This window comes from Halomonas sp. I1, from assembly GCF_032334135.1.
GTDB lineage: Bacteria > Pseudomonadota > Gammaproteobacteria > Pseudomonadales > Halomonadaceae > Halomonas.
Map to the genome: position 1 here is coordinate 33,606 of NZ_JAVXUS010000022.1, position 24,869 is coordinate 58,474.

The window sequence follows — 24,869 nt, forward strand, 5'->3', positions numbered from 1 at the left end:
CATGCTTCGAACCTTATTACTGGCAATGACCCTGCAGATCATGGCGCTTCCGCTCCAGGCTGCCGAGAGCGACTGGCCCGCCTGGAGCCGCTTCGAGGCGACCCTGATCAGTGAAGACGGGCGCGTCATCGACCCGTCCGACGCCCGCCGGATCACGACCTCGGAAGGCCAGAGCTACGCGCTGTTCTTCGCCCTGGTCGCCGACGATCGCGATACCTTTCAGCGCGTACTCGACTGGACACAGGACAACCTGGCCAAGGGCGATCTGGGGGCAACGCTGCCCGCCTGGCTCTGGGGCCGACGCGACGATGATCGCTGGGGCGTGATCGACGCCAACAGCGCCGCCGACTCCGACCTGTGGCTCGCCTACACCTTGCTGGAAGCCGGCCGACTCTGGCAGCGTCGCGATTACCGCGTGCTCGGCCAGCGCCTGGCCGGGCGCATTGCCGAGCAGGAAGTCGCCGAGCTGCCCGGTTTCGGCAAGATGTTGCTGCCGGGGCGAACGGGATTCGTGGGCGACACCAGCTGGCGCGTCAATCCCAGTTATCTACCGCCTCAGCTGCTGACCCGCCTGAGCACACTGGGCGCCCCCTGGCCCGAGGTAGCAAACCGGGTTCCGGAGCTGCTCCTGGGCAGCGCCCCGCGGGGCCTGGCACCGGATTGGGTGGCCTGGCGGCCGGATCGTGGCTGGCAGCCGGACCCCAAGCATGGCGCCGCCGGCGACTACGATGCCATTCGCGTCTACCTGTGGCTGGGCATGCTCGCCCACGATGCTCCCTACCGCGAGACGCTGCTCGCGCACTTCCAGCCCATGCGCGACCTGACCGCCGATCTAGGCGTCCCGCCGGAACACATCGATGCCCGCAGCGGCGAGTCCAAAGGCACCGCCAACGTAAGCTTTTCCGCCGCCCTGTTGCCGTTCCTGGTGGCCACCGCCAATGATCACGACGCGCCGCTGGCGGCGGCACAGCGACAACGCATCGCGGGCGACCCTCCCGACGACGACGCCTACTACAGCCAGGTCCTGATGCTGTTCGGCGTCGGCTGGGACCAGGGACGCTACCGCTTCGGCCCGGACGGCTCGTTGCACCCGGCCTGGGAGGCACCATGAGAGATACCGACCTGCTGCCCTCCGCCGTGCTGTTTCTCCTGTTGGGAGGCATGGCATCGCCCCTGTCAGCACAACCGCTGCCCGACGACGCGCCTAGTGAGACCCGTGTCGCGCCCACCGCCTGGCTGCTCGAGCAAGTACGTCTGGGCGAGGCACGACACAGTGAGGCGATCACCGACCAGGCCCTGGAGCGGTTGAGCGCCATCGCCCCGGATGATCCCCGTGTACTGGAGGCCCGAACCAGACAGGCCTTGCGCCGCCAGGATGTCGACGCGGCCTCGCGGCTGGTAGAGCGTCTAGGCCGAGTGGCGCCGGACAGCGAAGCGTACCGACTGGCGCGCCTCAATCTGACGTTGACGCGCCCCGAGGCCAGTAACGCCCTGGGGCAGGCACGCCTGCTTGCCACGGCGGGCCGGCTCGCGGAAGCCAAGGAGGCCTACGATGCGCTGTTCGACGAAGGGCTTCCCACCCTGGCGCTTGCGCTGGAGTACTGGCAGCTGGTGGCGCGCCTGCCGGGCGGCGCCACCCGCGCCATCCGTGAACTGCAGTCGCTGGATGCACGCTATCCGCAAAGCACCGAACTGGAATTCGCCCTGGCACGCCTGCTGCTCGCCGAAGGACGCAACGCCGAGGCCGAGCGCTATCTGTCCCGCCTGTCCGAAGATTCGGGCTCGCGTCTCGCCGCGGCCCGCCTGTGGCGCGATGCACTACGCGACGCCCCGGCCAGCGACGCCAATGTGGCCGCCTGGGAGCGCTTTCTGAGCCAATTCGGCAATACCGAATATGCCGACGAGGCACGGCAAACCCTGGACGAGCAGCGACGCCTCCTGGCCAATCCCGCCTACCGGGCGCGACAGCGCGGCCTGGCGCGCCTTGCCCAACAGCAGGGCAGCGCCGGCGAAGCCGATATCCAGCGTGCCCTGGCGGCCTATCCCGACGACATCGAACTGATCGGCGCGCTGGGTATCATTCGCCTGCGCCAGGGCCGTCACGAGGCAGCCCTGGCGCAGTTCGAGCGCGCCCAGGCCCTGGATACCAACAGCCTGAGCGGCGACAAATGGTCCGCGCTGATCGACACCGCCCGCTACTGGCAGCAGATTCGACAGGGCGATGCCGCGCTGGCGGACGAGGCGCTCGAGCAAGCCGAACAGGCCTATCGACGCGCCAGCCAAGTACTCGTGGACGATCCCCAGGCCTGGCTGGGGCTGGGCGACGTGGCGCAACGGCGAGGCAAGACAGGAGCCGCCGAGCGCGCCTACCGCCAAGCCCTGAGTCGGGCCCCCGGCTCGGCCAACGTACTGACGAGGCTGGCCGAGCTGTATGCCTCACAGTCGCCACAGCGCGGGGTTGAGTTCATCGATGCCCTGCCCACCGCCCAGCAACGCCTGCTGGCCGACGTGCGCACCCGGCTACGCGTCGCCGCCCTGCGCGCCGAGGGCGATCGGCTGGCCGCCGACCAGCGCTGGGAAGCGGCGGCACAACGCTTCACCGAGGCCCGAGCCCTGGTACCCGACGACGTCTGGTTGACCTACAGCCTGGCCCAGGCACTGCGACAACAGGCACAGACAGCGCGTGCCGACGACGCCTTCTCGGACCTGCTGACGCGCCTCGAAACACCGGAAGCGATGGCCCAGGGCCACTATGCCCAGGCGCTCTACCTGGCCAGCGATGAACGCGACCAGGCAGCCCTGGCCAGCCTGGGACGGATTCCGGCAGCCCAGCGCGACGCCGACATGCGCGCCCTGCAGCATCGTCTCGTTCTGGCCCAGGTCCTGGCCCGCGCCGACCGCCTGCGCGAGGCCGGTCAGACCGAGCAGGCACGACGCCTGCTCGCCGCCCAGCCCGACGACGCCGATATCGAGCGGCGATTGGGTGACTGGGCACTGGCCGACGACCAGCCCAAGGTTGCCGAGCGTCATTACCGGCAGGCACTGACGCTGGCTCCCGATAGCGTCACTGCCCGGCTGGGTCTGGTGGACGCAGCGTTGGCCCAGGAAGATGACACTGCCGCCAGAACCCTCCTGGCTGCCATCGATCCTCCCGCCGATGATCTCGATGCCCGGCGCCATACCGCTAATGCCTGGGCGGCACTGGGCGAGCTGGGCCACGCACAACGCCAGGCCGACGCCCTCGCCGCGACGTCCGGGGCCAGCGGTGATGCGCTGCTGTTACGCGATACAGCGCGCATCGCGGCCATGGCGGACGACCACACGACGGCGTTGGCGCGCTATCGCCAGGCGCTGGCCGCCGCCGAGCTGGCCGAGCCGAGCACGCTGTCCAGCGATGCGGGGTTCACCCGGGCACTGCGTACTCGGGAAGACGATGACTGGCTGGCCTCAAGCCTGCGCGCGGACGCCGCGGCGCTGTACCGCTCACGCCATACGCGGGTGCGCGCCGACCGCCTGGTCCAGAACGAGAACGGCACCGACGGCGTCTCTTCATTGACCACCACGACCGACATGCTCGACGTCGATACCCCGCTCGGCGAAGGACGCGGTTTCGTACGCGTCGATCGCGTCACGCTGGATGCCGGCCGCCTGGGACGTGACGCCGACGGCCTCAATCGCGACGAGTTCGGCACCTGCGCCGCCGTGGGTTGTCGAGGCGGCCTCGACCAGCAGGACCGCGGCGTCAGCATCGGCATGGGCTGGTATGACGACACCTGGCGCATCGACGTCGGCACCACCCCGCTGGGCTTCGCCGTGACCGACTGGGTCGGTGGCATCGAATACAGCGGCGAGATCGGTCCACTCTGGACGACAGCCGGCATTTCACGACGCCCGCTCACCGACTCGCTGCTCAGCTACGCCGGTACCGAGGATCCCAATACGGGTGTCACCTGGGGTGGCGTCCGCACCACCGGCGTCGATGTCGGCCTCGGCTACGATCAGGGCGGGCCCAACGGCGCCTGGTCGAACGTCGGCCTTCACCATCTGGACGGCGAGAACGTGCCCGACAACCAACGTGTCCGACTGATGGGCGGCATCTACCGCAAGCTGATCAACACGTACCACGAGCGCCTGAGCATCGGGCTCAATGCCATGGCCATGCACTACAGCGAGAATCTCGGCGGTTACTCGCTCGGCCAGGGCGGCTACTACAGCCCGCGCCGCTACCTGTCGCTCAGCCTGCCGATCGGCTATCGCCAGCGTACCGCCAACTGGAGTTGGTCCCTGGAGGCCGCCGTTTCCCACTCCTGGACAGAAAGTGGCCCCCGCGACCGCTATCCGCTCGACGGTGCTTACTCGGCCTCACTGCCTGATGCCGCAGTTCGGGACGCAAGCAGCCTGGGGGGAGGAACCGGGTTTTCCGCGGCCGCCACCGTCGAGCGCCGCCTCTCCGACCACTGGCGTGTCGGCCTGGCCCTCGATGCCCAGGAGTCGGAGGGCTATTCTCCGAATGCGCTACAGTTCTATATGCGCTTTTCCCCTGCCCCTTGGCAAGGCGATCTCGACCTGCCGCCAACGCCCTTGACTCCCTATGCGGAGGGGGGATGATGCTTGACCTGCGCTCAAGGCACGCCAAGGCAGACGATGACCGAGCGTACATACAGAGGCGCCGGCTCAGCCGAGCAGCCCCTGCAGCAGCAGATAGCCCGGCACCCAGGCGGTCACCAGCCCCTGGGCCAGCGAGGCCCGGGCCATCCACGGCTGCAGTCGCGGACGATGGCACAGCATCAGGTAGAAGCCGAGCCACAGCGCCGACCAGGCCAACCAGTTGACGCCGGACCACCAGCCCCATACGCCCTCGGCCACGGCGAGTCGCAACAGGCCGGTGGGCAGGGCGGTGAGCGCCACGAACAGGCAGAAATAGCCGAGGCCATGGCCGGAGCTGCCGTTGCGGCGGTTGATCGCCACCCACAGGTAGGTGAAGGCGAACAGCAACGTCATGGCGGCTGTGCGGCTGTGCGGCTGTGCGGCTGCGACTTGACCTGTGGGCGCACAGCCATGATACCTAGAGGTGAGTCAGGGTGATCGGATCACCCATCGCCGATACAGGAGAGGCACCCATGAAAGTGAAAACCAGCCCCCAGTGCCCCAAATGCGGTGGCCGCGTGAAACGGCTCCCGCCCGGACGCGAGGACCAGTATCACGTCTACTGCGACGACTGCGGCCACGACTTCGGTCGCTACGACCACCTCCAGGCCCAGTTCCGCCACTTGCTCGATGATGTGGAATCGCACCTGAAGCACAAGGATGACAATCCCCGGGGTGATAACGCTTCCTGACCGCTATCGCCACCGAGTAAGCGTTATCCGGTGGCATCATTGCCATCGGTGCTGACACCAAGACGCCGGCGCCTGTCTCTTCGGACGCCGGCGTCTTGCGTTACGGGGTCAACTCAGGCTCAGCGTCACTCAGCCCAGCCAGGTCCGCGCATTGCGGAACAGGCGCATCCAGGCGCCATCCCGGGTCCACTCGGCCGGCCGCCAGGAGTTGGTCACCGCCCTGGCCACCCGCTCCGGATGCGGCATCATGACAGTCACACGACCGTCCGGCGTGGTCAGACCGGTAATGCCGCCCGGTGACCCGTTGGGATTGGCGGGATAGCGTGTGGTCGCCTGCCCCTGGTTATCGAGATAGCGCAGCGCCACCTGAGCGCTGCCCTGCATGCGGCGCAGATGCGCACTGTCGCGGAACTCGGCGCGCCCCTCGCCATGAGCCACGGCGATCGGCAGGCGTGACCCCTCCATGCCGGCGAGCAGGATCGAAGCGCTCTGTTCCACGCGAACCATGGAGACCCGGGCCTCGAACTGCTCGGACTCGTTGCGCACGAAACGCGGCCAATCTTCGGCGCCGGGGATCAGTTCCTTGAGCTGGGACAGCATCTGGCAGCCGTTGCAGACGCCCAGCGCGAAGCTGTCGTCACGACCGAAGAAACCGGCGAACTGGTCGCGCGCCCGCTCGTTGAACAGCACCGACTTGGCCCAGCCGCCGCCGGCACCGAGCACATCGCCATAGGAGAAGCCGCCACAGGCCACCAGCCCCTTGAAATCCTCGAGGCTCACCCGCCCCTCGAGGATATCGCTCATGTGCACGTCGACGGCCTCGAAGCCGGCCCGATCGAAGGCCCAGGCCATCTCCAGGTGGCCGTTGACGCCTTGCTCGCGCAGCACGGCCATGGCCGGACGCGCGGTGTTGACGAAAGGCGCGGTGATGTCTTCGTCGACATCGAAGGTGGGCGCCGCCGAGAGGCCTGGATCGCGGCCGTCGAGCAGGCCATCGAACTCGCTCTTGGCGCACTCGGCATTGTCGCGCAACGCCTGCATGCGATAGCTGGTCTCGCTCCAGGTACGCTGCGTCAGCAGACGCGTGGTCTCGAGCAAGGGCTCCTCGAACAACGTCACCCGCACCTGGTCGTCGTAACGCGGGCGGGCGATGACACCGCAGGTCTCGATGCCCGCACCGGCGAACTGCGCCAGCACCTCCTCGGTATGCTCGCGGGATACCTGGATCACCGCGCCGAGTTCTTCGGCGAACAGCGCATTGAAGGCATCGGTCGGTTCGTCGATCAGCCAGTCGAGCTTGATCTCCAGGCCGGCATGAGCGGCGAAGGCCATCTCCAGCAGCGTCACCAGCAGGCCGCCGTCGCTGCGGTCATGATAGGCCAGCAACTTGCCGTCGGCATTGAGCCCCTGGATCACCGAGAAGAACGCCTTGAGGTCCTCCGGATCGTCCAGGTCGGGGCATTCGTCGCCGATCTGACCATAGACCTGTGCCAGGGCCGAGCCACCGAGACGATTCCGCCCCTCCCCGAGATCGACCAGGATGAGATCGGACTCGTCCTGTTCCAGGTTGATCTCGGGGGTCAGGGTACGCAGGGCATCGGTGACGGGCGCAAAGCCGGTGGTGATCAGCGACAGCGGCGAGGTGATGCTCTTCTCCTCGTCACCCTCCTCCCAGGCGGTACGCATCGACATGGAGTCCTTGCCTACCGGCACGGCGATGCCCAGCGCCGGGCAGAGCTCCATGCCCACGGCGTGAACGGCGTCATACAGTGCCTGGTTCTCGCCAGGGTGGCTGGCCGCACTCATCCAGTTGGCGGAGAGCTTGATGTCGCCGAGCTTGGCGATGGGCGCGGCGGCCAGGTTGGTGATGGTCTCGGCCACCGCCAGACGGGCACTGGCCGCCGGGTCGATCAGCGCCACCGGCGGCCGCTCGCCCATGGCCATGGCTTCGCCGGCGTGGGTATCGAAGGTCGCGGTGGTCACGGCGACATCGGCCACCGGCACCTGCCAGGGACCGACCATCTGGTCGCGAGCCACCTGGCCGGTGATGGAGCGGTCGCCGATGGTGATCAGAAAGCTCTTGGAGGCCACCGTGGGCAGTCGCAGCACCCGGTCCATGGCCTCGCGAAGGTCCAGGTTGTCGAGCATGATGCCTGGCAGCTCACGTTCCTGACGCACGAACTCACGCTGCATCTTCGGCGGCTTGCCGAACAGCACGCTCATCGGCAGATCGACCGGTCTGCTCTCGAAGTGGCCGTCACGGACCTCGAGATGGTGGGCCTCGGTGGCCTCGCCGACTACCGCATAAGGGCAACGCTCGCGGCGGCACAGCGCCTCGAAGGTCTCGAGGTCATCCGGCGCCACGGCCAGCACATAGCGTTCCTGGGCCTCATTGCACCAGATCTCCAGCGGGCTCATGCCGGGTTCGGCATTGGGCACCTCGCGCAGCGCGAAGCGACCGCCGCGCTCGCCATCCTTGACCAGCTCCGGAAGGGCATTGGAGAGCCCGCCGGCGCCCACGTCATGGATGAAACGGATCGGATTGTCGTCACCCAGCGACCAGCAGCGGTCGATGACTTCCTGGGCACGACGCTCGATCTCGGGGTTATCGCGCTGCACCGAGGCGAAATCCAGATCGGCACTGGAGGCACCGGAAGCCATCGAGGAAGCGGCGCCGCCGCCCAGGCCGATCAGCATGGCCGGACCACCCATCACGATCAGCTTGCCGCCGACCGGAATCTCGCCTTTCTGGACATGATCCTCGCGGATATTGCCATAGCCGCCGGCGATCATGATCGGCTTGTGGTAGCCCCGGCGCTCGATGCCGTCGGTCCCCAGGGCATCCTGTTCGTAGCTGCGGAAATAGCCGGTCAGGTTGGGGCGACCGAACTCATTGTTGAAGGCCGCGCCGCCGATGGGCCCCTCGAGCATGATCGACAGCGCGCTGGTGATGCGCTCCGGCTTGCCGTAGTCGAAGGCTTCCCAGGGCTGCACGAAGTCGGGAATGCGCAGGTTGGAGACGGTAAAGCCGGTCAATCCCGCCTTGGGCTTGCCACCGGTGCCGGTGGCACCCTCGTCGCGGATCTCGCCACCGGCACCGGTGGCCGCACCGGGGTGTGGCGCGATGGCCGTCGGGTGGTTGTGCGTCTCGACCTTCATCAGGATGTTCACCGGCTCCTGATGCGTGCCATAGACCGCCCTGTCGGCCGTCTTGCCGGTCAGCGGCGCCGCGAAGAAACGCCCGGCCTCGCTGCCCCGGATCACCGCCGCGTTGTCGCTGTAGGCGGAGAGGATATCGTCCGGCGACGCCTCGAAGGTGTTCTTGATCATCTTGAACAGCGAGCGCGGCTGGGCCTCGCCATCCACCACCCAGTCGGCATTGAAGATCTTGTGGCGACAATGCTCGGAGTTCGCCTGGGCGAACATCATCAGCTCGACGTCGGTGGGATTGCGTTCGAGCCCCTGGAAGGCCTCGCACAGATAATCGATCTCGTCCTCGGCGAGCGCCAGTCCGAGCTCGGTGTTGGCCGTCTCCAGCGCCTCGCGGCCGCCCCCCAGGAGATCCACCTGACCGAGCGGCGCCGGCTGGTGATGCTCGAACAACCGAGCGGCATCGGAGGCATCGAACAGCACCGTCTCCGTCATGCGATCATGCAAGGCCGCCGTGACCGCCTCGAAGTCCGCCTCGGAGAGTTCTCCGGCGAAATGCACCCGATAGGCGATACCCCGCTCCAGCCGACGAATCTGCGTCAACCCGCAGTTGTGCGCGATATCGGTCGCCTTGGAGGACCAGGGCGACTGAGTGCCGATCCGCGGCACCACCAGGAACAGGCACCCCCGACCACCGGGCGACGCCTTGCGCGCCGTTCCGTCATCCAGCAGGCGCTCGAGCAGTTGCCGGTCATCGTCGGCCAGCTCCCCGTCGTGATCGACGAAGTGCACATGGTCGGCTTCGAGCGCCTCGACATCGGGCGCCACGCTACGCAGGACATCCAGCAGCCTGGCGTGACGAAAAGCGGATAAAGCGGGCGCACCGCGCAGTTCGAGCATATCCTCGGGCCTCTGAAACAAGCAGAATGCAGTAAAGACGGGGCCGCAGCCGGCGGCAATGAGCGCACATGATACTGGAAAGCGCCGGTCGCGAGAAATCGGGAATGATGACAGCCGGAGGGCGGCTGGGTAAGGTGAAGGGTCTCGTCGCCGCTCATCACCACTATGCTCGCATTCTGGCTCGACCATGTCCGCCGCCGCTGGCGCGGTTACCTGATACTGTGCGCCGCCCTGCTGCTCGCCCTGTTACCGGTGCAGCCAAGCAGTGAACCGGGGGCGCACTTGCAGGACGTGCAGCAACGTGACTTCATCAACGTGCATACCCGCAACACCCCGACCACCTATTACGAGGGGCGCCAGGGGCCCACCGGGTTCGAGTACGAACTGATGCGGCGCTTCGCCGACTACCTCGGCGTCAGCCTGTCACTGAACGATGACCACAACACCTCCGAGGTGCTCGGCGCGGTGCGTCGGGAAGGCGATATGGGCGCCGCCGCCCTGCCGCTCGAGCCGGGACGAGAGGGTGTGATCTTCAGCCGTCCGATCATGCCGCTGCAGCCCTTGCTGGTCTATCGTCGCGGCCTGCCTCCCCCCGACAGCCTCGACGACCTTCAGGGCCTGGAGATCGGCACCCTGAGCGGCAGCGGTACCGATACCGTCATGCGAGAGCTCCAGGCGGAGCACCCGACCCTGAGCTGGAAGGAATCCGACGAACTGGAAGTCACCTCGTTGCTGAGCCGTGTGGCGAGCGGCAAGCTGGACGCCGCCGTGGTCTTCGAGCACCAGTTCCGGCTCAACCGTCTGTTCTTCCCTGACGTCGAAGACGGATTCCGGCTGGGCAAACCGCTTTCCCTGGCCTGGGCCTTCCCCGCCGGCCAGGGGCTGGGGCTGGTACGCGAGGCCAACCGTTTCCTCGCCGACATGCAGGACAACGGCCTGCTCCAGCGGCTCGAGACACGCTATTTCGGGCGCGACAACTATCTCGAATACGTCGGCGCACGCACCTTCATCGCGCATGCCCAGGAACGGCTACCGGACTATGCCCAGCTGTTTCGCCAGTCCGCCCGCGACACCGGCTTCGACTGGAAACTGCTGGCCGCGGTGGGCTATCAGGAATCCCACTGGGACCCCGAGGCCACCTCCCCCACCGGCGTTCGCGGCCTGATGATGCTGACGCTGCCCACCGCCAGCGACCTGGGCGTCGAGAATCGCCTCGACCCGGCACAAAGCATCGAGGGCGGCGCGCGTTATCTGAGAAGCCTCGAGCAACGACTCCCCGAGTCGATCACCGGCGATGATCGCCTCTACATGGCGCTTGCAGCCTACAACGTGGGACTCGGCCACCTCTATGACGCCCGTGACATCACTCGCCAGCGCGGCGGCGACCCCGATGCCTGGGTGGACGTGCGACGCTCATTGCCGCTCCTTCAGGAAAGTCGTTGGCACGAACAGACCCGTCACGGTTATGCCCGAGGGGGAGAACCGGTGATCTATGTCCGCAACATTCGCCGCTATCACGAGATCCTGGCCTACGTGGACCGCAGCCAGGAGCAGTTTCAACCTCTCAACGCCCGGTTGCCCGAAGAGGCGAGTCGCGAGATGTTTGATGTGATCCCGCCCAGCACCTGAGAGGGCTCATTTCTCGACACTTGTCTCGGCACTATCCCGTCGTTCGGCAAAAAATGCCTTGAGATGCTTCGAGACACGGGACGCCAGCACCCCGCCGACCACTTCGACCCGATGGTTGTACCAGGGCTGGGCGAACAGGTTGGCACGTGATTCCACCATGCCACTGCGTGGCTCGGCGGCACCATACACCACTCGTGCCAATCGCGCGTGAATGATGGCACCGGTACACATCAGGCAAGGCTCCAGCGTCACGAAGAGCGTACAGCCATCGAGGCGATAGTTGCCGAGCCTGGCACCGGCATCGCGCAGCGCGCGAATCTCGGCATGAGCACTGGGGTCATGCTCGGCGACCGGCGTATTGAAGCCACGCCCCACGATCTCGCCGGCCGGGTCCACGACCACGGCCCCGACCGGCACCTCGCCCGCCGCCTCCGCCCGACGCGCCTGATCCATGGCCCGGTGCATGTAGTACTCATCGCTGCGCATCGACGTTGACTCCAGTAGACTGCTCGACATGTAGATGATGGCTCGGTACCGCTCGCCTCGGAGGGTGTACAAAGATGCACAAGAGCGGGCCAGCCCCCTTCTCAGGAGGATACCCCCGAATGTCCGACGCGCTAAACGCTCTGGTCGACCTGCTCGCCCTGGAACCCCTGGAAGAAAACCTCTTCCGTGGCCACAGCCAGGACCTGGGCCTGCCGCAACTGTTCGGTGGCCAGGTGCTCGGCCAGGCGCTCTCGGCCGCCACTCACACCGTGGTCCCCGAACGCCGAGTGCACTCCTTGCACGGCTATTTCCTGCGGCCGGGCGACGCCCAGATGCCGGTGGTCTATCAGGTCGACGCCGTGCGCGACGGCGCCAGCTTCACCACTCGTCGCATCACCGCCATCCAGAAGGGTCGGCCGATCTTCTTCTGCAGTGCCTCCTTCCACGGCGACGAAACGAGCATCGCCCACCAGCCACACATGCCCGACGTCGCACCTCCCGAAGCCCCCGAAGACGATGACACCCGGGTGACCCGCTTCCCCGGCCATCCGATCGAGTTTCGCCACCTCGACGACAAGGCCGAGCCCGGCCAGCCGGCTCGCAAGCGCCTGTGGTTCCGCCTGGCCGGCGAACTGCCCGACGATCCGGCACTGCACCGCTACCTGCTGGCCTACAGCTCCGACTTCAACCTGCTGACCACCGCCCTGGTGCCCCACGGCATCGCCTTCGGCGATCCCGGCCTGCAGATCGCCAGCCTCGACCACGCCCTGTGGTTCCACCACGACGTCAAGGTCAACGACTGGCTGCTCTACGACATGGACAGCCCCTGGGCCGGCGGCGCGCGCGGCTTCAGCCGAGGCAGTATCTACGACCGCGCCGGCCGGCTGGTGGCCTCCAGCGCCCAGGAAGGACTGACACGGCTGCGCGACATCGACCAACACGACACGGAAAAGTGAGCCCCCGACACCCGGGGTGTCGCCCCCGGGAATTTCGGCGTCGCCCCAGGAACGGTGCCCTCCGCCCGCACGCCTACCTTGAAAGTATCGGCGGCCCGTCTCCGCAACGACCGACATGCGTTGAATGTTGAATGACGTCGTCGAGCGGAGCCCGCCCGGGCCTCCGACAGCGAGGGCCCGAGAAACGCCGCTTTCTCGGGCCATCAGCCAAGGACGAGGAGTGCCGCGCCATGCCACATAATGTCAATTTCCAGCAGTCCATCGATCAGAGCGAGCGCTTGGTGCCGGTCAACCTCCGCCAGAGCGGTGACCCCGGCATCCAGCTGCTGCTATCCAACCGGGTGCGCAAGTCACCGTACTGGCATCTCTCGGTGGAAGCCGGCTGCTGGAAGGCCACCGTCTACAACCGAATGTATCATCCCCGCGCCTATGTGCGCCCCGAGGACGGCGGCGCCATGGAAGAGTACCGCGCGTTGGTCAACGATGTGACCCTGTGGAACGTCGCCGTCGAACGGCCGATCCGCGTCAGGGGCCCCGAAGCGGAGGCCTTCTGCAACTATGTCTGTACCCGTGACGTGACCCGGGTTCCGACGATGATGGGGCGCTATGTGGTGCTCTGCGACGAACAGGGCCGCGTGCTCAACGACCCAGTGATGCTGCGCGTCGCCGATGACGAGTTCTGGTTCACCATCAGCGACTCGGACCTGGCCTACTGGTTCAGGGGCGTCAATCACGGCATGCATTTCGACGTCGAGATCGACGAGATCGATGTCAGCCCGCTTCAGGTACAGGGCCCCAAGTCCGAGGACCTGCTGGCCGACCTGGTCGGCGACGCCATCCGCGACGTGCCCTATTATGGCCTGATGGCTGCCAGGATCGAGGGAGCCGAGGTACTGATTTCCCAGACCGGCTTCTCCGGCGAAAAGGGCTACGAGGTCTACGCCCACGACTCCACCCTGAACGCCGAAACCGTCTGGAATGCCATCCGCGACGTCGGCGAAAAATACAACCTGATGGTCATCGCCCCGGCTCACCATCGCCGTATCGCCGCCGGCATCCTGTCCTACGGCCAGGACCTGGATCACGAGACCAATCCCTTTCAGTGCAACCTCGGCCACATGGTGCCCAAGGCCAAGGAAGCGAATTACATCGGCAAGGACGCACTGGAGCGCACCCGGGAGCTCGTCAAGGCCGGCCGCCCTCCCTTCAGCCACCAGTTGGTGGGACTGAAACTCGATGGCAAGCCCGTCGAGGACTATGCACCGGATTTCTGGCTGGTCGGGCCCGACGCCGGCAGCGAGCCCTGCGGCTGGATCACCTCTCCCTGGTACTCCCCGGAACTCGGTACCAATATCGCCATGGCCTATGTGCCGGTAGCCTCGGCGGAGCTGGGAACGGAACTGGTGGCCTGGCTCCCCGACGAATTCCTCGACATTCCGGGACAGCCGGTGGCCGCGACGGTCTGCGAGATGCCCTTCCGCGAATCGGTCAACCCGAGCTCGCGGGAACGCGCCAAGGCCGCCGGCCGCGATTACGCCTATTGAACGCCGGGCCCGCGGGCCCGCTGAGTTTCCGTTTCAGGAATTGGCATACCGGCGCGCAGGTCAGTATCATGATCCGCGCGCCGGTGTAGCTCAGTTGGTAGAGCAACGCATTCGTAATGCGTAGGTCGGTGGTTCGAGTCCACTCACCGGCACCAACCATTTCTTGAACATCTCTTGAAAAAGTGACTATCCCAGGAGGCGGCCATCCCGCCGGCCCTGGCGATGGCCTTGACGATAACCTTGTCGATGGTCATGAAAGGTCACTTACCGAGCGTCGTCCTCATCCACTCTTCTCGCATACTCGGCGGCGGCAATCCGCAATCTTTCGTGCGCCGCCGCAGCGAATTCCGTGAACATGTCGAGTTCGTTCCGGTACGCCTCTACCTGATCGAGCATGGTCTGAATGACATCCGGATTCTCGGCAAATGCCTGGATATGTTCTTCCCGGCTCCTGGTCAAGCTCATCATCGTGACGCGACGACTCATGCCGGCAGTCGGGTCCGTGTATTGTCTCTCGACCTCTTCGACATCCTGCATGGTCATGGCAGCGTCATAGTCGCGTTGTTCCACATCCGCGACATCACTCATGGCATCATCATCCTGCATTTCGTCATCCCCTTAGGAAGGATTCCGCTCATTTATATCGAGATGAAACCTTGCTGCCGGCTCTCCAACGGCAGTGCCACGTCAGGTGGAAGGCAAGGCAACTACGAGGTGATAAGCACAAGGCAACAAATAACCCGCCGACAGCGGGTTATTTGTCATCATGTATCAAGGAGAACACGATTATTATTGGATGCCGTCCCTGGCAAAGCACGATCTCGCACTGTTGTGGATACCGCACCGACAACTATAACCAAGGTGGCCGAATGACGCCTACTGGTGTGGCGATTTATCTGATGAACTTTTGTTAAGTGCTACCCCGGATATTGCACCATATATCAAAAAAGCGGCTGAAAATTGTTTATCATTCAAGGGCCTAGACAAGAATTAACCGCATCAGCCGCCATTGTCAGCTTGCTGCGTGCAAAGGCTCTACGTGAGCGCGGGGGCGTTGTGACGCTTGCCACAGCTCGTACTTGAGCTGCATCTCCAGCCACATCTCGGCACTGGTGCCAAGGGCCTTCTCAAGGCGCAGCGCCATATCCGCCGAGATGCCGGCGTTGCCGTTGAGGATGCGAGAAAGCGCCGCACGGGTTACGCCCAGGCGCTTGGCAGCCTCGGTCACTGAGATGTCGCCGATGTACTCGCGTAGCACGGCGCCAGGGTGCGCGGGGTTATGCATGCGGTTCATGCGACCTCCTAGTGGTAATCCTGATAGTCCACCAAGATGGCATCCTCGCCATCAAAGGTGAAGGTGAGTCGCCAGTTCCCGTTGACGGTGATAGTCCAGTGTCCGCGCAAGTTGCCCTTGAGCGGATGCAGCTTCCAGCCTGGCACATTCATGTCTTCGGGGCATTTCGCGCTATCCAGCGCGGTGAGCTGGATTTGTAGCTTGGTCGCGTGCTTGGCCTGGATACCAGCGGTTGAGCCGGTCTCGAAGAACTTGCGCAGGCCTTTGTGTCGGAAGCTCTTGATCATATGAGCAGTGTATAGCTTCGCTATACGTAACGCAAAGGACAAATGCCGCCAGCCCGCCGGCTTCCGGCCCGCTACGTTGGCGACAAGTCAAGTGCCGGCTCACTGCCTCGCGGCCTGCCATTCCTCGACCAGTATCCGCACCAGGGCGGCAGCAGGCATGTCCCTGGCCAGAGGCGCGCCCTGCCCCGCCCAATGCGGTGCGAAGTCATGGTTGCCGACGGCACTGGCCGCCGCATGCAATGCCTTGGCGGCGTCATAGGCCAGCGGATAATCCGCCGGCGCTAGGCCGTCCGGCACCTCGTGCAGGCGGTTGACCAGCCCGCGTGCCGGACGGCCGGAAATGGCGGCGGTGATATTGGTTCGCTGTGCCGCCTCGCTCTTGAGCCGTTGGCGATAGGCATCATCGGCGGCGGATTCCGGGCATAGAATAAAGGCCGTGCCAAGCTGGGCCGCCGAGGCGCCCAACTGCAAGGCAGCCGCCATACCCGCCCCATCCATGATGCCACCGGCGGCGATCACCGGGAGCCGGTTACGCGCGACCAGCATGCGCACCAGCGCCAGGGTCCCAATGCCGTCATCCTGCTCGGGCTCGAACACACCGCGATGCCCGCCCGCCTCGACGCCCTGAGCGACCAGCGCATCGACGCCCTGACGCTCGGCCTGGGCAGCCTCACCGATCGTGGTCACGCAGGCGAGTGTCAGGCACCCCGCCTCACGCAACTGCTGCACCGCCTGCCTGCCCGGCAGCCCGAAGTGAAAGCTGACCACCGCCGGCCGCTCTTCGAGCAGCATCTCGAGCATTGCGTCGTGGCCGACAAGGCTCTGGTAGATTTCCCGCAGCTCAGTCGGCGGACGAGCCTCGAACTCGGCAAACCACGGCGCCAGATGCTCGAGCCAGGCGGCTTCCCGCCCGGCATCACGCCGAGCGGGGCGATGGCAGAACAGATTGACGTTGATGGGGCCGGAGGTCAGTTCGCGGGTAGCGCGAATCTGTTCCCGCGCCTTCTCCACACCACTGGCCCCCAGGCCCAGCGAACCGAGGCCACCCGCCTCGCTGACCGCCGCCGCCAGCGCCGGCGTCGAGACACCCGCCATCGGCGCCTGAATGAGCGGATAGCGGATCCCCAGTCGTTGGCAGAAGGTACCGGTGGAAGACATGGCGGACTCCTTGGGAAACGCTGATACGACACGAGGCCGACAGCCCAGGAGCCGCCGACCTCGAGGATACCCCGAAAGGCATTAACGCAAGAGAAAAATCGTCAGATCTCCACTTGCACCCCGTCCTGGACCTTGAGCGTGGCGTCGCTGTCCTGAGCTTGGTAGACCTGATAATCCACTCCGTCAGCGCTCTCTGTCGTCGGGCCGCTCCATTCACCCGATGTCAGGCTGACGCTATCCCCGTCGTCGCCGAGGATACTCAGCTCGTTGCCGTCGTCGGTCATATCCAGCACCTCCTGTGCCTCCAGGGCAACGCTGTGATCCTGGTCTTCACCCATGAAGTCCAGCGTCTCGACATTGTCGAGATCGTCGGGGTTCGGGTCTTCGCCGAAGCGCATCTCGACCACGTCGACACCATCCAGGCCATCCAGCGGCTCGCCGGTATACAGCAGGGTATCGTCGCCGGAGGTCGGCTCCACGGCCTCGATATTGACATTGAAGTCGCCCGATACCGGGTCCGACGTATCGCTGCCATCCGTGGTAAATGCCTCGTAGCTGACACTGTGGTCGCCATCGGTGGCACCCTGCACCAGATACAGATCATTGATCTGATCCGGGCCGATACCGCTCAGGGTGTAGGTGTCGCTGCCACTGTCGTAGCTCACGCTGGCGTCCGGCAGACTATCCAGCAGCGTATCACCGCCCTCGGTGAAGAAGCCGGCATGCTCGCCGAGCCCCGTCAGCTCGATGGTGGCGGTTTCCGAACCGTCCATGTCGGACATGCCCGCGCTGAGGTTGAGCGGAATCTTGTCGCCTTCCTCGCCGAAGCTCAGTTCAGGCGACATCGTGATGCCGTCGGCCACGGCCTGAACATCCACCTCAAAGTCGGTGGAGGTATTGGTGCTTTCGCCGTCCTGGGTCGTCCGCGCCGTCAGGGTCAGGGCATCATCGCCATCCAGGGTGCCGCTCCAGTTGCGCGGCGGCACCAGTCCGATGTAATCGGGCACGCTGCCGTCGTCATTGAGGATCGACCAACTGCCGCTGCCGACATTGCTGGCCAGGGTCGCCGAGCCGGCGCCGCTGCCGGTCTTGACCAGCCAGCCATCCGGCACATTCTCGAGCAGCAAGGCATCGAGGCTCTGGGAGTCATCCGGTAGCGAGACGCCCAGATCCTGAAGCTCGACCAGTTCGTCCTCGGTACCGACGGCATCACTGGCAGTGACCTCCGGCGGCGGCGGCGCCACTTCGGAGGAACTCGACCCGCTCGAGGTCTCTTCATTAGCGGCGCCATTCTCCTGGGTCGCCGCCTCGGCGGTCAGCGAGACGCTGCCCCAGGTGTTGGCCCCCGGGCGGTAGCTCACGTTGACCGAATCGCCCACGGCGACGCCGTCGATCACATAGCTTCCATCACCTTCCGGCGTGACCTCTTCGCCGTTGTACCACAGGGTGCCCGACTCACCGTCACCACCGGTCATGCCATTTTCGTCCAGCGTGATCACCAGTTGGCCATCCACCAGGCTGACATCGGGGTTATCCGCCGGGCTGGAGACATCGATGGTGAAGTCGACATCCTCGCCGTCGGCGGCATCGCCTCCGGACACCTCGACGGTCGGCGTATCGGTCACCGGCGTTACCGGCGGTTCGAGACTGATCGTCTCCGAGTTCTCCTCGCCGCTCGGCGCCTGGGTCGTCAGGGTGGTGTCGAAGGAGAACGGCCCATCGTTATCGTTCCAATTGGCCGGCGGCGTCACCGTGATACCGCCCAGCAGTGCCTGCAGGCCAGCATCACTGCCGTCTTCGGTGCTGGCATACCACACCACCTCGCCGTCGATGGTGGTCTGTTGCATACCGTCGACCACGGCCCCCGGCGGCAGGTTGGAAATGGTCACCGCGCTGCGACCGCTATCCGAGCCATCGTCCTCGATATCGGCCGTCACCAGATCGGACAGCTTCGTGCCAGCATCCTCGGTCATGGTGAAACCGGCATCTTCCCACGTGTTGATCTCGTTGGGGTCCTCGCCATCGCCGAAGTCGCCCTCGCCGGTCAGCGTCCAGCTATCGCTGCCGCTCTCCTCCACGCCAGGCGCTTCGTCCTGGGTGACCCCGGTGATGGTGATCTCATGATTCTCGATGGCATCCACCTGGGTACCATCGCCCATGGTGAATTCGACGGTCTCGGTCAGGGTATTGCTATTGAAGGTGACATCGGGATCGATATCGACACGCCACTGGCTGCCCGTGCCGCCGGCGACCTGCCCGACGAACTCGCCATCCACGACGCTGACCCCGGCGGGAACATTGTCGATCAGCAGGTACTTGAGGGATTCGCTGCCGTCGGTATCATCCTGCGTGATATCGACGGTCACTTCGACATGATCGTTACCGTCGGCGGTCACGTCCTTCGCGGGGTCATCGATATCGGCGTCGCTACCACCGACATTTTCGATACCAGTGATGGTCACCGTGGGCACATCGGTCACCGCATCGATGACGACCTCATGGGTCTTGTTCTTGACCACCGTGGTGTCGTCAACACTCCCCTTATAGCCGTCGTTGGGCGTATCGGTGACCTCGTATTGCACCTCCAGGGTGCCGGCATTACCGGAGACGTGCTCATCACCCTTGGCGTAGATGTTGGTCCAGGCGTCGTCGGTCAGCTTATAGTAGCCACCCTCTTCCACCACGCCGGTGATACCGCCATCTGCTGCGGCCTCGGCTAGCGTCGTACTGCCATCGCTACCGTAGTAGAGCTCGAACTGATTACCCGTGACGCTGGTGACATCAATCCAGACCGAGGCCAGGGACTCGTTGTTGTCGCCATTCTGCGGCTCGAGGCTCAGGTTGAGCTGCCCCACCTGGTCCTCGGAAAGGCTGGACTGGATGCTGAATTCCGCCTCCGGCGAGGGCGTGACCTGGAAGGACACATTCTGCTCGGCAGCTTCCCGGGTATCGCCGTCGTTCTCGGTGACGATGGGCGTGACCGAGAAGTCCACCTGGCCGCTGAAGTTCTCCGGCGTGGTGATGGTGACCGTGCTCGGATCGGTAGCCACCCACTCGCGGCTGCCTCCCTCGCCGCGAATCAGGGTCGCACCCTCGACATCGAACTGATCGTCGAGCCCGGTAATACGATAGGTCAGCGTCTCCGAGCCATCGTCACCCGTCTCGCCCGACTCGGCGGTGATGATCTCGCTCAGCGTGACGCCACTATTCGCATCGCTGTTGTCATCATCCAGGTCCTCTTCGGCATAGACCGGCGTATCGATGGTGACATCAGGCTCATCGGCGACACCATTGACAGGCACCTCGATGGGCTTGGTCACCGGCGTATCCAGTGTATCGGTCACGCCACCGTACTCATCGACGGTGACCACGCCTGCGGTCAGCGTAAAGTCATCGTTGCTGTCCTGCGGCGGCGTCACTTTCAGCGGCACGCTACTATCGAAGTCCTCGATCACATAGTTGCCATCAACCTCGGGATCGAGCTCCGCTCCATCGTAGGTCAGCACTGCGCCATCCGGCACATCGCTGATAGTGACCCGGAAGCTTTCATTGGGATCGCCGCTCTGGGGACGGATATCCAGCGGGATCGCCTCATCCTCGTTGCCCTCGGCCGGCGAGGTGACGTTCAACGAGGCAAGGTCAGCCACCGGCTCGTCGATATGGATGCCATCAAGGATGGATTCACCCGAGGTGGCCGTATTCTCGCTGCCATCATCCGGGTCGGTATCCACCGTCTTGGCCTCGACGCGAATCTGGAATTCACCTTTCTGGTTCGGCGCCGCGCGGAACTCCAGGGTGTCCAGATACTCCACCGGCACCTCGATGGGCGAGCCGTTGTAGGTCAATACGACCTCGTTGCCGTCCCCATCAATGTACTTGAAGCTGGAACCGATGGCGTCACCGCCATCTTCGCTGAACACCAGCTCCGGCGTCAGCAGCGCGAAGGTCTCTTCGGAACCATCGGCGTCCTGATTGGCCCAGCCATCCGCCGGATTGAAACCATCGGCGTTGAGCGCGAACCACTCGTCCTCGGTACCTTCCACCCCCGTGCCATAGGTATGGTCGGGATTCATGGTCAGATCGTCGGTGGTGTCGCCGTCGCTATCCCCGCCGACCTCTTCGGCATCGGGGGTGACGGTGACGTCCGCCGTAACGTTATGAGTCTGGATATCCGAACCGGTCGAGGCGGTATCCGTCACTTCCACCTGCAGCGACAGGCTTTCATCGACACTGCTATGGGCCGGGGGCGTGATGGTGTAGCCGGTATAGCTGCCATCGTCCACATCGCCCGCGGGAATCGTGAAGCCATCGGTGCCGTTACCGGTATGCACCACATTGCCGTCTCCATCCTTGATCACCCAGCCGTCCGGTACGGTATCGATGCCGATTGCGGTGATATCTTCCTGCTGGCCGGAAGTATTATCTTTATCTGCCACTTCGAGATTCGCGAGGAAAGCGATCTCGGTATCCTCCGGCCCCTCGGCGCTGATATCGGCCGGCCGGTCGGCAACTGGCGTGGCCTCGATATTCAACGTGACCGCAGCGTGTTCTTCACCACCATCCAGATCACTCGGGTCACTATCCCGGTCCTGGGCTACCAGATCGACGAGGATACCAGGGCGATACCCGCTGAAGTCCTCCGGCATGGTCACTGTTATATCCGGGAAGCCACTCTCCGATTCACTCAGTCCGGGTGCCGGAATGGTGATAATGCCATCGGAACCAACACTTTGATCCTCACCGTCGACCGTCAAGACAGTGCCTTCCGGCAAGCCATTCAGCACGAGTTCTCTTTCTTCGCTACCATCGAGGTCTTCAAAGCTCGCCTGCAACTGATCACTAAGATTGAAAAAGCCACCTTCATCAACCGTGACGGTACGATCCGTCGAGCCATCGTCGTACTCGAGTGTCACCGGATCCGTCACCGCCTGCACGCCGACATCCACCTGGGCGGTACTTTCCGCGCCGTCCACGCCATCCAGCGGCTCACCGCTGTCATCAACCTCGTAGCTGGTCACACTGACATCGATGGTGAAGTTCTCGTGGCCCTGGGCGATCGGATTGACTTGCAGCGCCTGGTACTCCGCCGTCGTCATGGTCAGGTCGGCATCGCTCAAGGCGCTGGTGGTATAGGGGCCATCGGTCAAGACAATGGTCAGCGATCCGCCATTGCTGCCATCACTCGTCCACAGCACGTTGTCGCTACCATCCAGCAACTCGGTACCTTCGGGGATACCACCCAGGGTAATCGGCCCCAGCAGTTCCGGGTTATCGCCGGCGGTGCCGGAACCATTCTGATCCGTAGTATCGACCGGGCTCGGCGCCGTCAGATTCAGCGCGACCGAGGTATCTTCATCGGTCTGGACGTTACCACCTTGCAGATCCGGTGCATCGGCAACCGGGGTGACATCGACCGTCACCTGGGTGGTATTCGTGACACCGGACTCCTCTTGCACCTCGACGAGGAAGACGTCCTCGTGACCCTCGTTGCTGTAGTCGGGATCGGGATCGAAAGTCACTCGCCCCTGCTCGTCGACGGTAGCGGTGCCGAAGCCCACATCGAAGCTGCGGGTACCATCACCATTATCCGTGAAGGGCACATCATTGCCGTCACTGTCCTTGATGGTGACGTTGTCCAGGGTGGCATCCGCCGAGGTCGTGAACGAATCGGCCGGGGTGTCTTCAGGCGTGGTGATCGCGATGTTCTCGGGCGCATCGTCCACCACATTGACATCGAAATTGCCGTCGGCAGTATCACCATCACCGTCGATGACCTGGTAAGCGAAGTTGAACGCCAGGTCCTGATCCTCGACAGGATGTGTCAGAGCGCCCAGAAGCTCGAAGGTATACTCGCCTGCTGTATCCAGCGTCACCCTGAACACATCCGTTCCATCACGGCTGCCGGTCAGGGTGTCGCCATCGACCTCGAGATCGATATCCTCGTTGCCGGTATTGTCCAGCGTCGTGCGCAAGGCGGTCTGCGACTCGGCAAAGACCAGCTCACCGGCACCGTCCTCGCCGAAATCGACGTCGAGATCGGTCGTGACGCTGGTGGCCTCAGTGTCAGGATTACTACCGTTCGGCAGGGCGGATTCCTCGATGCTTGCCGCGGCCGGGGTGCTAGTGATTTCCGGACCATCATCCCGGAAAGAGAACTGACCGCCGACGCTGACGGCATCGCTATCGACGCTGTCGTTATCTCCATCGACGGCGGTCGCCACCAGTTGCAAGGCGCCATTGTTCAGGGTAATGGCGTCATCATGGACCGTCCCTCCTTCGGGGTGCTGCAGTGCAAGCAACTGTGTCAGTGTCACGGCACCGGTATCACCGTCGATAGCGATACGGAAGGCGATGTCGCCAGCGGGATCATCGCCCACTCGGCCGACGATATCGTCACCGTCCATAAAGAGATGAACGGCTTCGCCGGTGGCGGTATCCGTTACGCCGGCTGCGGCGCCATCGCTGACCTGCAGGCTGTAGGTGGTGCTATCTTCGCCATCGGCACCATGATCGATATCGAAGACACCACTGATAAAGTCAGGGTCGTTCGCCGATACAGGACCCGCATCCAGGTCTGTTTCATCCACCTCGACGCTGCGCAACTGGCCATTATCGACACTGATCACCGGCTCATCATCGACGATAGTGATGGTCACGGTATTGGTCACCGTATTGCCATTGTCGTCGACCGCGGTGTACTCGAAGCTGTCGGTCGGCGGTGTACCGGAGTGAACCGCTTCATTGTTCAGGGTGTAATCGAAGGTGCCGTCGGGTTTGACGGTCCAGTCACCCCAGGTCGTCGAGCCGTCTTGTTGATCTTCAACCGTCCAGCCCGACTGCAGGTCGAGGCTGGCGCCGCTGATGATCTCGCTGTCTGCGGACTCGTCGGTGCCCTCCGCCAGACCTGCCTCATCCACGCTGTCCATGGTATCGGTCGGGGTACCGGTGACATCGGCGACATCGATGGTCAGGGTCGCGGTGCTTTCATCACCATCGCCATCGCGCACGGTGTAGGTGAAAACGTCCTGAACATCGGCATTCGTGCTATCCGGATCGGCTTCATAGGTATAACTGCCGTCCGCGTTGAGCGTCAGCGTACCGTAGTCGCCGACAATGACCGTTCCAACGTTTCCACTGACGGCGGTTCCACCGTTATCCCCTGCCACGACGCCGACAACGGCACCACTCGTCTCCCAGTCATCGGCGCCGGACTGATCGTTCTCCAGCACGCCGGATGCTGCATCGACATTCAGGGTCGCACCTTCGGTGACAGCGTTGGTGTCGTCGGTCGCGGTCGGCACGTCATCGACGATCTTGATGTTCAGATCGCCGCTGTCGGTCGAACCATCTTCGTCGGTAGCGGTGACCGTGACGCTGTCCATCAAGTTATCGACGTCTTCCTCCGGCGCATTGGTCAGGAGGTAGTCATAGTCGAGGGTGATGGTGCCATCATCGGCCTGGCTATAGCCGTTGAGGGTCAGTTCGCCGTACGGGGTGGTGAAGGTTTGTGAATCGCTACCCAGCGCTTCCACTTGTGCCTTGCTCAGCGAGAGCGTGGCCGGATCGCCATTGCCATCGGTGTAATCCAGCGTCACCGCGCCCGTTTCCTGCAGACCATCCAGGGCGGTCAGGGTAAAGCTCGACTCGACCCGGGTATCAGCGGTGTTCGGGTTGGAACCATCCGCCAGACCACTTTCGAACACCACCTGATCGCCGATCTCGCCATCCGGCGTGGTGCTGCCATGCTCGTTGGGCACATCGACGGTCACCCCGTCATCGCTGCCGTCGATGGTGATGGTCAGCGTGGCATCGTCCTGATCGGTATCGCCATCGGTCAGCGTATAGGTGAACGCTTCCTCCAGCGTGTCACCGTCGCCCAGCCCCTGAACGTCCAGGTTGGTGTTATCCAGCACGTAGGTGTAGCTGCCATCGGCCTCGAGCGTCAGGGTGCCGTACTCGCCCTCGATCGTCAGGGGACCGCTACCGCTGGCGCTGTTGCCGGAGACATTGACACTTTCGGCTGCCGTCACCGTGGCACCATCGGCACCTTCGGTATCTTCGGCATCGCCAGGCGAGGCATCACCACCACCGATCACATTGCCGCTGGTCTCGACGCTGCTGGCAGT

13 protein-coding genes, 1 tRNA gene and 1 pseudogene are annotated in these 24,869 nt (G+C 64.2%); 7 read left to right on the forward strand and 8 right to left on the reverse strand.

Annotated features, from left to right (window positions below):
• Position 1: 1 nt before the first annotated feature.
• Positions 2 to 1,111 carry a cellulose synthase complex periplasmic endoglucanase BcsZ gene (gene bcsZ / locus RSO41_RS16870; protein WP_315620396.1) on the forward strand — a complete coding sequence of 370 codons (1,110 nt, stop codon included), beginning with the start codon at positions 2 to 4 and terminating at the stop codon, positions 1,109 to 1,111.
• Positions 1,108 to 4,608, forward strand: coding sequence for a cellulose synthase complex outer membrane protein BcsC (gene bcsC / locus RSO41_RS16875; protein ID WP_315620397.1), 3,501 nt, complete (start codon positions 1,108 to 1,110; stop codon positions 4,606 to 4,608). The genes bcsZ and bcsC overlap by 4 nt, the downstream gene beginning before the upstream one ends.
• A 66-nt stretch (positions 4,609 to 4,674) precedes the next feature.
• Here bcsC and RSO41_RS16880 read toward each other — a convergent pair.
• Positions 4,675 to 5,016, reverse strand: a pseudogene (locus tag RSO41_RS16880) (AmiS/UreI family transporter); the annotation flags it as partial.
• Positions 5,017 to 5,120: 104 nt separating this feature from the next.
• On the opposite strand from RSO41_RS16880, the gene RSO41_RS16885 reads away from it, so the two are divergent.
• Entirely contained in the window at positions 5,121 to 5,339 is a 219-nt protein-coding gene (locus RSO41_RS16885; RefSeq protein ID WP_315620398.1) for a hypothetical protein, read from the forward strand.
• Positions 5,340 to 5,468: 129 nt separating this feature from the next.
• Here RSO41_RS16885 and purL read toward each other — a convergent pair whose 3' ends face one another.
• Positions 5,469 to 9,389, reverse strand: coding sequence for a phosphoribosylformylglycinamidine synthase (gene purL, locus RSO41_RS16890; protein ID WP_315620399.1), 3,921 nt, complete (start codon positions 9,387 to 9,389; stop codon positions 5,469 to 5,471).
• A gap of 165 nt (positions 9,390 to 9,554) precedes the next feature.
• On the opposite strand from purL, the gene mltF reads away from it, so the two are divergent.
• Positions 9,555 to 11,018, forward strand: a complete 1,464-nt coding sequence (gene mltF, locus RSO41_RS16895) for a membrane-bound lytic murein transglycosylase MltF (protein ID WP_315620400.1) — start codon at positions 9,555 to 9,557, stop codon at positions 11,016 to 11,018.
• Between the two features lie 6 nt (positions 11,019 to 11,024).
• Here mltF and tadA read toward each other — a convergent pair whose 3' ends face one another.
• A complete protein-coding gene (gene tadA / locus RSO41_RS16900) occupies positions 11,025 to 11,504 on the reverse strand; it encodes a tRNA adenosine(34) deaminase TadA (RefSeq protein ID WP_315620402.1) in 480 nt (159 codons plus the stop codon).
• Positions 11,505 to 11,623: 119 nt separating this feature from the next.
• Here tadA and RSO41_RS16905 point away from each other — a divergent pair, with 119 nt between their 5' ends.
• From RSO41_RS16905 to RSO41_RS16915, 3 genes are all read left to right on the forward strand, one after another.
• The gene (locus RSO41_RS16905; RefSeq protein WP_315620403.1) at positions 11,624 to 12,460 is read left to right on the forward strand and encodes an acyl-CoA thioesterase II; all 837 of its coding nucleotides are present in this window, start codon (positions 11,624 to 11,626) and stop codon (positions 12,458 to 12,460) included.
• A 230-nt stretch (positions 12,461 to 12,690) separates the two neighbouring features.
• Entirely contained in the window at positions 12,691 to 14,004 is a 1,314-nt protein-coding gene (locus RSO41_RS16910; RefSeq protein WP_315620404.1) for a glycine cleavage T C-terminal barrel domain-containing protein, read from the forward strand.
• Positions 14,005 to 14,083: 79 nt separating this feature from the next.
• A tRNA-Thr gene (locus RSO41_RS16915) sits at positions 14,084 to 14,159 on the forward strand.
• Between the two features lie 109 nt (positions 14,160 to 14,268).
• Here RSO41_RS16915 and RSO41_RS16920 read toward each other — a convergent pair.
• The 5 genes from RSO41_RS16920 to RSO41_RS16940 all read right to left on the reverse strand — a co-directional run bounded on the left by RSO41_RS16920 (position 14,269) and on the right by RSO41_RS16940 (position 24,839).
• Positions 14,269 to 14,610 (reverse strand): hypothetical protein, encoded by a 342-nt coding sequence (locus tag RSO41_RS16920; RefSeq protein ID WP_315620405.1) that lies wholly within the window; start codon positions 14,608 to 14,610, stop codon positions 14,269 to 14,271.
• 406 nt (positions 14,611 to 15,016) lie between these two features.
• On the reverse strand, positions 15,017 to 15,298 hold the full coding sequence (locus RSO41_RS16925; RefSeq protein WP_315620406.1) for a HigA family addiction module antitoxin: 282 nt from the start codon (positions 15,296 to 15,298) through the stop codon (positions 15,017 to 15,019).
• 8 nt (positions 15,299 to 15,306) lie between these two features.
• Positions 15,307 to 15,585, reverse strand: a complete 279-nt coding sequence (locus RSO41_RS16930; RefSeq protein ID WP_315620407.1) for a type II toxin-antitoxin system RelE/ParE family toxin — start codon at positions 15,583 to 15,585, stop codon at positions 15,307 to 15,309.
• A 99-nt stretch (positions 15,586 to 15,684) separates the two neighbouring features.
• Positions 15,685 to 16,743, reverse strand: coding sequence for a nitronate monooxygenase (locus RSO41_RS16935; RefSeq protein ID WP_315620408.1), 1,059 nt, complete (start codon positions 16,741 to 16,743; stop codon positions 15,685 to 15,687).
• A gap of 101 nt (positions 16,744 to 16,844) precedes the next feature.
• Positions 16,845 to 24,839 carry a DUF5801 repeats-in-toxin domain-containing protein gene (locus RSO41_RS16940; RefSeq protein ID WP_315620409.1) on the reverse strand — a complete coding sequence of 2,665 codons (7,995 nt, stop codon included), beginning with the start codon at positions 24,837 to 24,839 and terminating at the stop codon, positions 16,845 to 16,847.
• Positions 24,840 to 24,869 lie beyond the last annotated feature (30 nt).

Bases quoted from the DNA above. Each gene is read 5' to 3' on its own strand.
- bcsZ (WP_315620396.1), top strand. From the start codon at position 2: ATGCTTCGAACCTTATTACTGGCAATGACCCTGCAGATCATGGCGCTT.
- bcsC (WP_315620397.1), top strand. From the start codon at position 1,108: ATGAGAGATACCGACCTGCTGCCCTCCGCCGTGCTGTTTCTCCTGTTG.
- RSO41_RS16885 (WP_315620398.1), top strand. From the start codon at position 5,121: ATGAAAGTGAAAACCAGCCCCCAGTGCCCCAAATGCGGTGGCCGCGTG.
- purL (WP_315620399.1), bottom strand. From the start codon at position 9,389: ATGCTCGAACTGCGCGGTGCGCCCGCTTTATCCGCTTTTCGTCACGCC.
- mltF (WP_315620400.1), top strand. From the start codon at position 9,555: ATGCTCGCATTCTGGCTCGACCATGTCCGCCGCCGCTGGCGCGGTTAC.
- tadA (WP_315620402.1), bottom strand. From the start codon at position 11,504: ATGCGCAGCGATGAGTACTACATGCACCGGGCCATGGATCAGGCGCGT.
- RSO41_RS16905 (WP_315620403.1), top strand. From the start codon at position 11,624: ATGTCCGACGCGCTAAACGCTCTGGTCGACCTGCTCGCCCTGGAACCC.
- RSO41_RS16910 (WP_315620404.1), top strand. From the start codon at position 12,691: ATGCCACATAATGTCAATTTCCAGCAGTCCATCGATCAGAGCGAGCGC.
- RSO41_RS16920 (WP_315620405.1), bottom strand. From the start codon at position 14,610: ATGCAGGATGATGATGCCATGAGTGATGTCGCGGATGTGGAACAACGC.
- RSO41_RS16925 (WP_315620406.1), bottom strand. From the start codon at position 15,298: ATGAACCGCATGCATAACCCCGCGCACCCTGGCGCCGTGCTACGCGAG.
- RSO41_RS16930 (WP_315620407.1), bottom strand. From the start codon at position 15,585: ATGATCAAGAGCTTCCGACACAAAGGCCTGCGCAAGTTCTTCGAGACC.
- RSO41_RS16935 (WP_315620408.1), bottom strand. From the start codon at position 16,743: ATGTCTTCCACCGGTACCTTCTGCCAACGACTGGGGATCCGCTATCCG.